Raw genomic sequence first — 9,215 nt, 5'->3', positions numbered from 1 at the left:
TTTTCCTCCTTTATTTGTTTGTGACAGTTCCGTCTGTCAATTTAGCGTTACCTGCAGCATTAATTGACTCGATATCTTGTTCGTCAAAGTCAAACTGCAAGTCTTCTTCTTGAAATGTGAAATTTCCGTTAACTAAAAACGAGCAATCAAAGCCATAGTCATTGTCGTAATTGATACCTGACAATGTGGTACGATTGCTCGTATTAGTTATTTTCTGTGGCACGATCTGTGCCTGTTTAAATGCCCTAGCATAAGGGCTTTCATGTAGTGCAGTGTAAAGCTTGCCAGCTAACTCTAATGCTTCAATTGAAGTCGTAGCATGGATGTCAACCTGCATAGTGCAGACATACTGGGGATGATCTCTCAGCCAGTCGCTTGTTGTCGGATTATTAAGCGTAATCCAATTAAATGTAGCAAAAGGATAATCTTCCATCTCGTCAATATTGTTCTGTTCAACTAGCTCACAGTTGCACACATGGTTTACTATCTTGCCCAGAATATATTGGACTAAATAGTGATCCCTTAATTCTGGTAGTTTAGTCTCCTGAATGCTTATCATCCCCTTTTAGTTCGTAGATAATGACATCTGAGTAATCCTTGTAATTCGAGAAAGGCATAACTCTAAACATCCCTCCTTGTGAGGGTACTTCAACCCTGGTATTTTCTGGATAAACTCCTGTTGAATACCACACCAGGTCTCCCTGTTGCATTATTCCTCCTGGCAAGAACTGAGGCATCATAGCTGTCATATCGCTGACAGGCAATACAGGCTCATGACGCAGTTCAGGTTCGACTTCTTCACCATCGGAATCAGGAACTTTTATCCCTCCCACATAGTGGTAATGGGGCTTATCTGCTGGGCTTTTATAGGGGTAGACTTTAATGTCTACTCCGAAGTCTTTCAGCATGTCTTTAAATGACAAATAAAAACTACTCATCCTTGCCTCCTATCGGGATAATCTTCCAGGTAACTCGTTTTGGCAAGTCACCAGTGTCTGTCAATGGATCGTTCTGCCCCTTTTTATTGGCAATGGTCAATGGGGCGTTGCCTGGCTTGGTCCACCTGGTCAATGTCCGCCTAATATCTGCCACACCAGTAATGCCTAGCTTAGATAACAGTTTTTTGCCTGTGCCATTGTTGTAAAGAATATCTTCGATGCCCGCTTTAATGATTTCACCGTACTTTTTCTTGTTTTCATCTAACGATTTGCGCAAGAAAGGACGTGCTGGTATGTCGGATTTTGACATCAGGTAGAAATAAACTACTGGCTTGCCGTTTTCAAGGACACATGCAACATGCTTGCCCTTAGGCACAAACAGCCCTTTAACATCCCTCGCACGGACAGTTTTGCCATAGCGATGGATTGCATTACTTGAAGGTACCCAAAGATACTTAGTGTTCTTAGGAACTATGTGCGCTCCATACTCGTTAGCTCTTACCACCGTTAATAGGAGACTGTCATCTTCGCCAAAAAAGCCAACAGCTACTTGGTTCTGTTTCAGGTAGCTCAGTTCCTTTTCGATTTTCTCAAAGCCGAAGTCTCCCTTTTTTTCTAATGTCAATGCTGAATCACCGCATATCTGCTTTTCCTACTGCCACCATACTGCTTGTATAGTCGCAGATAAGCCTGCCCCCAAGGAGAGCCATTAAGCCAGTCTGTGTTAACTGCTGCACTATAATGTCGCTCCAGAGAACCGACTTTCTCAGAGACAATTCCCTGACCGGACTTACCCTCTGTCGACACCAGGTGCAGAGCCATGTATTCTGTTGCCATCTTCCGCACAGGCATCACTTCGTCATCGATTGTCAAATTTTTTGGGAAGTGATCTCCTAGCGCAATTAAATAAGCATTACTAATTAACGCAGTAATGCTTTCTTCGGGGATATCTGATACTAAGCTTGGTGCCAGCTTTTTTAAATCATCTGGCTTAACATCGGCATTCATAAAACACCTCTAGTTGATGTTCAGTAGTTGAACGAATGCTGAAGGATAACGGACTGCCAAACCACCATGCTTTTCCTTATACGGAATTTTAGTGACCATATTATGATATTCTGTTGGTTGGCGTTGTACCTTGTAAGCAACGGGAATTTGAGCAATATCAGGGTCTGTTAAACATAAGATACCCATATCCTTATTTCTATCAGCCAAATGTGAGTTCTTTGCATGCCAATACTTGCCTTCAAGTTCTGGCACAGCAACAATCTTTGACAACCATGGCTCAATCATTGATCTAACTGTTTTGTCTGGATTGTACTTATTGAAAGGACGTTCCAACTCATCAATTTCTGCCTGCGGAAGTAGCAATGTTGGTTTTGAATCAGCATAACCGACTAAGTGCGTAATCTTGCTAATTGCATCTTTCAAGAAATTACGTAACTTGAGAGCCCCATCTTCAGTATCTGTGCCAAATTCGGCAAATGTTTGTTCTGCATTAATTTGTTGGAAGCCTGTTTTATCCGTATTAGTATTTGTTAAACCGATAATGCCTTTGGATTCTAATCCGTTAAAAATGATTTTGTCCTTACGTTCAGCAAGTCCACGGTTAACCAGACTTGCTTTATCTGCCAATAAGTCAATACCTAACACGGCAGCCTCTTTAAGTTCATCTTCTGTATAAGACAGTGCCAGTACATTTTTGGTGATTGGTACAGAATACTCTGTTACGCCTTCATCAACCTCAGGGATGTCTGTCATACGATTAGTGAACTCTGCTGCAGAAGCATTACCATCACGTACCAGGAAATGATATTCTTTTAAAATTTCTGGTATTTGAATTGATGAAAACAAGCTGTCTGCAATTAGTGGCGCGCTCTTCGGGTTATATACGATTTTGTCAAGATAAATTAAATCTCGGCTACTAATTAATCCTGAATTAATCATTTAGTTCCTCCTATTTACTATTAGTTTCTGTTTTATCAGGTGCGAATTGAATTCTAGTCTGCAGTTTTGCTGTTGAGTCCTTTTCCCCATCTGAAGTAAACACACCCACTACTACATCGTTTCCTGTCGCTGGTTTAAACTTACCGGTAGAGTCAACTGCAGCATTTTCTCCACGGTCAACATCTTCACTGATTGGAACCCAAATAGTTCCATCCCTCATAACACCTAAAGTTTCTCCTACTTTCCATTTATCGTTTTCAATAGTTTCTTCAAACAAGTTGTCACCATCAACATAAGTTCTCTTTAAAGCAACACCATAAATTGGTCCAGCTGTTGCTGGTATAACTTTGCCATCCTGAATCACAACTGCGTCACCAAAAGCAATTTCAGCTCCAGCATGTTCTGTGTTAACTGCTGTTGAGTCAAAAGGAGCTGCAACTGATCCTGCACTTAGCGGATTATCGTGATATAGTCTACCGTCTGGTATTCCAAAACTCATTACTTTTTACCTCCTTAAAATTGATTACTAAAGTTGTACCGTTTATTTCTTAATTCATCTAAATCATTACTATCTTTGCCAATATTGGGCTGTGGACCATTGTATCCATTAATATGTGCTGAGTCGTTTGTCTTGCACATAGAGTCAAAATAAGCATCGATATAGTCATCAGACTTATCAGTTAAATCAACTGAATCATCTAGTGCTTTAATAGCGTCAAGCTTTAACTCTTTTTCTGATTTACCTGCAAAATCGTAGCTATCCCCTACATAAGGTTTAACTTTGTTAATCAATTCCAAACGTGCAGTAACAGCCTTGTCCATAGCATCCCCAGAATACTTTTTCTTGAGGTCTGCTAACTCTTTTTCAGCTGCATCAGCCTTAGCCTGAGCTTTATCAACATTTTTCTTGTCTTCATCCGATTTTCCTTTTAGTTCATCAAGCTCTTTTTGCTTTTCTTTGATTTCATTTTCAAGTTCAGCTATTTTTTTAGCTTTTTCAGAGTTGTCAGCATCTAACTTGATAACCTTGTCAGCATCCCCAGTAGCAACTGTTACATCTGCGCCATCTAAGCGCACCTTTGTTGTATCCATCTGTTTTCCTTTCTTATCAACATTATCTTGTTGAACCATTTCTGCACTATCGCCTATTAATCGTACTGAATGACCAGCACGACCATGTTTAACGACAGCCACATGGTTTATTTGTATATTTCTCTGCACCGAATCGTAAGCAATGCCCTTGTATTCACCTTTTTCGGGCACAATTTCCGTCTCAAACCCAATAGACAGCTCCTGCTTGCCCTTATTTATCTCTGAAATAAGGTCTGCATCAGTAATCGTCATGTCGACCTTCAATGTGTCATTATCCACATGTGCATTATCAGCTGTGAACCCTTTCATATATTTTGAGGCATTTTGCTGATTAACTAACTCTGTGGGATGATCATTAGTTACTGGTTTGCTGTCAGCACTAGAAACTGTGCTATCGCTTAATAGTTCATCAGGAAGCTTAGCTTCCATTTCAATAGAACTATCTGCCTTGAGATATGGAAAAACACCCACACGAGCTATTGGCACATCTGTGATGTGAACAAAACCTGTCTGAGCGTCCTGTGTAACTTTATCGATAGGTGCAGTATCATACCGCGTAAGCATCTCTATTTACCTGTCGGCACATGGACGGGCTTAACAGGAATATACAATGTCTGTCCCTCTTTAATACGCCATGTTGCCTTGTCTAAATGGTTAAAATAGCGTAGCTGTTGCAATACTACTTCGAACTTCTGAGCTACATCAAACAATGTATCGCCCTTTTTAACTGTGTATGTCTGACATTTTGAGTAGTCAAACATCCCTTCTGGGTCTTTTGCCATCTTCTCACCTCCTTTATTTGCTGTTGGTGCTGGCTTGGTATCTGCACTTGCAGTAGCTGGCTTAGTCCATGTTGGAGTTGTGCTAGCACTGCCATTATTTGAGCTTGCTACTGCCGTGCCACTTGGCTTAACAGTATTGCTACCTGTACTGCCATTATTGTTATTACTCTTATCAGTTTTCTTGTTATCATCTGCCATTTTTGCCCTCCTTTGGCATAAAAAAAGACACTCGAGTGAGTGTCATCTATACTGGTTCGGCATAGCAACGACATCGTATTGGCTCTCCTGGCAGTAGTCCATTATCGCCACCATTAGGATCGTTATAGTTAAATGTCTTGCCATCTAGGTTCTGATGCTTAGGTCTTACTCGTCCATCTTCCATCGACCGCCAAACGTACTTGCTATAGCCAGCCTTCTGACTTCGGTAAGCGTCTAGCTGTGACAATGCCTTGCCTGTCTGGTCGTTAGCTATCAATGTTGCATGCCGTAATGTCATCCCTGTTCGATAATTAATTGCATGTGAAATATCAGTAACACCACCTCCATGATTGATGTTTTGATATATGTCTGTTTTCAGTTGATCAATATATCTGTGCTTCATTGTTTTAATTAAGGCTGTATTTTCAGCTATTTTGCCCTTAGTGTAATTGCTCAATACAGTTTCGCCCATCAAAGGATTAAGAGCTATTGTGCCTTCTTCTTTGCCCACAGTGACCGTATACTTCTTAGCTTTCTGCAAGCTGAAGTTATTGATCGATATAAGCCACCTAGTAACCAGCGACTCAATAGTCCTTTCTTCCTGTGTGTCATCCATTGCTAGAGAAAACAGTTTTAAGGATTGCTGAATAGAATTAGCCCAGTTAGGATCATCATTAGCAGCATCATGCAATACTTTGGTTCCACCAGTCACATATTGCTTTAGATGTAAATCAACGAACTGATTAGCCTGCTTTTGCCACTTCCTAATTAGCTGATCCATCTTCCGTTCATACCAGCGTTCCAATTTTAGCGGATAGCCATTACGTCTTTTTACCATGAGTTGCCTTCTTCATGTCATCGAGATACTGCTTGACCTGATCTGGTGTTAGCTTGTCAGAGCTGTCATTTTTTGTAACGTTCTGCATCCCTTGAATAGCATTATTGCTCATACCATTCAGTATCTGCTTTGCCTCATCAGGATCATAAATAGCAGAGCCAACCAGGGTGGAAGCAGCGTTTGCATTGTTGTTGAACGTCTCAGACTGCGTCTTGTCATCAGGTGACCACAATGGGTTAAACTCAATGTGCCAATCCAATTCGTCTGGATCTTCTTGACCGTTTCCGATATCGTCAGCATACATCAGCAACCTGACAATGTACTCTATTTCAGGTTTAAGTAGTGACTCTTGCATCGATTTGACTGTGTCATAGTAGTTGACTACATCTTGGCTTGCTCCTGCCAGAGATCCTGCTTGTTCTCCAGTCAGCACTGACTTAGGGATGTTGCATGCAGCACTTAGTTCTTGCCAAACAAAGTTGAGCAATGTGTCATATCCATTAACTGGTGTTGCTACCTTTACTATTTCATCGCCTTGGTGGATAACTGCTGTTGCCTCAGTATCCATAACCTGTGTTAGCCTTCTAAAGTCACGATCGAAATCTTCATCATTTTCATTAGCTAATTCGTCACTTTTGACAACTTTGAATGTGAATTCACGTAACATTTTGCCCGTTGATTCAAGCGCTATGTTCATCGCTTTTAACTGTTCAGAGCATCTGGTAATTATTGACGTACCTGTGGCATCATCCTCAAATTTATCAAGCGTAATGTGAAAATAACGGCTCTTGTCTAGCACGATCGGTTTAGAATTGACTGGATTAGGAATCTGCATCCCTTGCTCATTTGTTTTATATCCTGCTTGTGTAGGTCTTATAGTAATAGACTGCTCTTTCTTGTAGTTGTCGCTTGTTGGATCATCATTGTATTGATATTGTTCAATGTGATTCTGCCCGAAAGCATGAACGAATGCTACGTCTTTAACATTCTCAGGTATTAGAGGCTTGCTTAAATCAGAACTCCCGTTGTTGATCTCCTTCACGCCAACATTAATATAGCCATCACCATGCAGTCGCTGATATATCAGCTGTTGAGTTAGCACGTCATTTAGTCTTAACTTGTCTAGCGCGTCCTGGTAAGTCTCCTGTTTATCTGGATCATCTGCAATAACCAACCGCCAGCCATTACGTGTAGCATCTTCTGCAGGTTTGGCCACCACTCTACGTGCAATAGCATCATGTTTATATTGGTTATTGAGCTTGTCATAGTCTTGCTCATCCCAACTATATCGCCAATGTAGCATTGCATACGGTAGGTGTGAATTCATATCTATCCCATCAGAGCGGATAGTCTTATTTCTCTTTTCTTTCTTTTCTTTTTTACCTATTCCAAACAATGATCTGCCTCCTTTCTAAAATCTGATAAATGGACCATTTGATTTCTTGTTTAACCGTCTCACTGCATAGACCATCGAATCCACATTGTCATCGTGTGGCATATTAGGGAATCCGAATATCTCTTCTAGCCAATCATCGATTTCTGGTATCCATAAGGGATGCGGTACGTATATCTGTCCTGCCTCCCATATTGGACTGACAGAACTAGCACGTGCCTCTTTGCTGTCCGCTCCAGGTGATACTGGAACAATACCAGGTATCTCTTTCTTCAGGGTATCGATAATAGCTGGACCATTAGCCTTGTCTTCCACAAGTTTTGCTGTGGCATGTGGATAACGTTGCGTCATTGATCTAATGGCATCTAGTGTTTGTGTAAAAGATAAGCGCTTATGACACCAGTGCGGTAATAGATATAACCTGGCACCACGTCTAGCCCATGTCTGACCTGCTACAAAGTCATCATTCTCTTTGCTCTTAAAAGTTGCATCCCAAGCTTGAACCTGTTCATCGAAGTGCCTTTCTGGTATCTCCACATCTCTTTCAGTTAGTCCTAGCTCTGTCATCTTTTGTCTATTAGGAACATAGAATTTAACCCATTCACGTTTAAAGATGTTGCCACCTTCTATCGTTGGTGACTGTTGGTACATTGCCTCAAACTTATGGCTCCCCATGTCAAGCTTATGCGTTTCCAGTTCTTCCAAAGAATGCAATTCAGGACATAGTGCATCCCCATTGTGTCTGCCTATTGCATCTGTCTCACCAGGAGGGATGTTTTCTGCAATTGCTGGAAGCTTTATTTCTTCCCACGGTAAAGCTTTGTTCTTAAGCAATTGACCAGCAAGATCTTCTGTGTGCCATCTTGTCATAATGACAATAACGGAGCCACCTTTTTGGAGTCTAGGATAAAAGGTCATCGTCCACTCATCCCATATCTTTTTCCTGATTGTTGCTGAAGACGCTTCCTCAGCATTCTTGTTTGGATCATCGATAATTAACAAGTCTGCTGACATACCAGAAGCACCACCTAACATTGATGTTGCATAGAAACCACCATCGTGATTAAGGATATTGAATGTTTTTGACGTGTTTTTACTCATCTTTAAGCCAAAAAGCCTTGGTGCCCATTTGCTAAAAATTTTTCTATTGGCTTCGGCAAACTGAGTATATAGATACTCTGAATAGGTGGTTATCATGACATGCTTATCTGGATTCTTCATTAAGAAGTAACTAGCAAAAGTTTCGGTAATCGTTGTCGATTTACCGTGTTGCGGAGGCATTTCTACGATATAGAACTTCTGCTCCCCATTCATGATCTTCTGCATTTTTTGGCAAATATACTTTATGTGAGGATAAAGTTTCAATTTAGGGTTAGCTAGCTCGAAAAAATATTGATACTCACGCCTTGCTAGTTCTTCCTGCGCGCCACGCTCAATTGCACGTATCTCACTGTGGCTGTACTTCATCAATATCATCCCCTATATGTGCTAGTTTTTTAAGGTCATCAACAGACAATTTTTCAAACTTTTTAGCCGATGAATCAACTATCTTGTCTACTTCCTCTGCCTGTGCCGTTGCAAGTTTAGCTTCAGCAATTGCTTTTTCCGTCTGTGCTTTGATTAACGGATCGCCTGGATTGCGTTTTAGCAGTTCTTTGGCTGCATTCAATCTCGTTTTAACAGGGATCGGAACTTCAACTATACCCTTAGATGTCATCACCTTTTCTTTTTCCTCGCCCCTCATAATTGATGATAAGTATTCAAAGATCTCTTTCTGGTCTGCAACTTTCTTACTATCAATTGACTTCCGCCTTTTTTGGATGTAGGCGATGACTTCATGTTTTTTCAAGTTTTGCCCGGCGATTGAATATGCTGATTTTTTCTTATAACCAGCTTTAATAGCCGCTTCTGTCGCGTTACCCGAAATCATATATTCGTCTGCAAATTTGCGCTGTTTAACCGTAAGCTTATCCTTCAATACTTATCACCTTCTTTCTATTTTTAGGTACAAAAAAAGCGCCTAACTA

General features: G+C 40.9%; 12 protein-coding genes. All 12 read right to left on the bottom strand.

What is annotated here, in order from left to right:
- Positions 1 to 10: 10 nt before the first annotated feature.
- The 12 genes from H3U49_RS00220 to H3U49_RS00165 are packed head-to-tail and all read right to left on the bottom strand — an operon-like array spanning position 11 to position 9,166.
- Complete coding sequence (locus H3U49_RS00220) at positions 11 to 559, bottom strand: hypothetical protein (protein WP_198178710.1); 549 nt, start codon at positions 557 to 559, stop codon at positions 11 to 13.
- Positions 537 to 938, bottom strand: coding sequence for a hypothetical protein (locus H3U49_RS00215; RefSeq protein WP_198178709.1), 402 nt, complete (start codon positions 936 to 938; stop codon positions 537 to 539). The genes H3U49_RS00220 and H3U49_RS00215 overlap by 23 nt, the downstream gene beginning before the upstream one ends.
- Positions 931 to 1,563, bottom strand: a complete 633-nt coding sequence (locus H3U49_RS00210) for a hypothetical protein (protein ID WP_198178706.1) — start codon at positions 1,561 to 1,563, stop codon at positions 931 to 933. The genes H3U49_RS00215 and H3U49_RS00210 overlap by 8 nt, the downstream gene beginning before the upstream one ends.
- Positions 1,560 to 1,946, bottom strand: a complete 387-nt coding sequence (locus H3U49_RS00205) for a DUF4054 domain-containing protein (protein ID WP_198178704.1) — start codon at positions 1,944 to 1,946, stop codon at positions 1,560 to 1,562. The genes H3U49_RS00210 and H3U49_RS00205 overlap by 4 nt, the downstream gene beginning before the upstream one ends.
- 9 nt (positions 1,947 to 1,955) lie before the next feature.
- Entirely contained in the window at positions 1,956 to 2,885 is a 930-nt protein-coding gene (locus tag H3U49_RS00200) for a major capsid family protein (RefSeq protein ID WP_034979956.1), read from the bottom strand.
- 10 nt (positions 2,886 to 2,895) lie between these two features.
- Entirely contained in the window at positions 2,896 to 3,384 is a 489-nt protein-coding gene (locus H3U49_RS00195) for a hypothetical protein (RefSeq protein WP_198178702.1), read from the bottom strand.
- 14 nt (positions 3,385 to 3,398) lie between these two features.
- Positions 3,399 to 4,541 carry a DUF2213 domain-containing protein gene (locus H3U49_RS00190; RefSeq protein WP_198178700.1) on the bottom strand — a complete coding sequence of 381 codons (1,143 nt, stop codon included), beginning with the start codon at positions 4,539 to 4,541 and terminating at the stop codon, positions 3,399 to 3,401.
- A 2-nt stretch (positions 4,542 to 4,543) separates the two neighbouring features.
- On the bottom strand, positions 4,544 to 4,957 hold the full coding sequence (locus tag H3U49_RS00185; RefSeq protein ID WP_198178698.1) for a LysM domain-containing protein: 414 nt from the start codon (positions 4,955 to 4,957) through the stop codon (positions 4,544 to 4,546).
- Positions 4,958 to 5,003: 46 nt separating this feature from the next.
- The gene (locus H3U49_RS00180) at positions 5,004 to 5,795 is read right to left on the bottom strand and encodes a phage minor head protein (RefSeq protein ID WP_198178696.1); all 792 of its coding nucleotides are present in this window, start codon (positions 5,793 to 5,795) and stop codon (positions 5,004 to 5,006) included.
- A complete protein-coding gene (locus H3U49_RS00175) occupies positions 5,779 to 7,191 on the bottom strand; it encodes a DUF1073 domain-containing protein (RefSeq protein WP_232347677.1) in 1,413 nt (470 codons plus the stop codon). The genes H3U49_RS00180 and H3U49_RS00175 overlap by 17 nt, the downstream gene beginning before the upstream one ends.
- A 15-nt stretch (positions 7,192 to 7,206) precedes the next feature.
- Complete coding sequence (terL, locus tag H3U49_RS00170) at positions 7,207 to 8,655, bottom strand: phage terminase large subunit (protein WP_232347678.1); 1,449 nt, start codon at positions 8,653 to 8,655, stop codon at positions 7,207 to 7,209.
- Positions 8,636 to 9,166: a terminase small subunit gene (locus H3U49_RS00165; RefSeq protein ID WP_232347679.1), complete on the bottom strand. Its 531-nt coding sequence runs from the start codon at positions 9,164 to 9,166 to the stop codon at positions 8,636 to 8,638. The genes terL and H3U49_RS00165 overlap by 20 nt, the downstream gene beginning before the upstream one ends.
- Positions 9,167 to 9,215: the final 49 nt, after the last annotated feature.

This window comes from Lactobacillus sp. W8174, from assembly GCF_016100975.1.
In the GTDB taxonomy this organism is placed as follows: Bacteria; Bacillota; Bacilli; order Lactobacillales; family Lactobacillaceae; genus Lactobacillus; species Lactobacillus juensis.
This window is presented reverse-complemented; position numbering and strand designations above follow the sequence as displayed.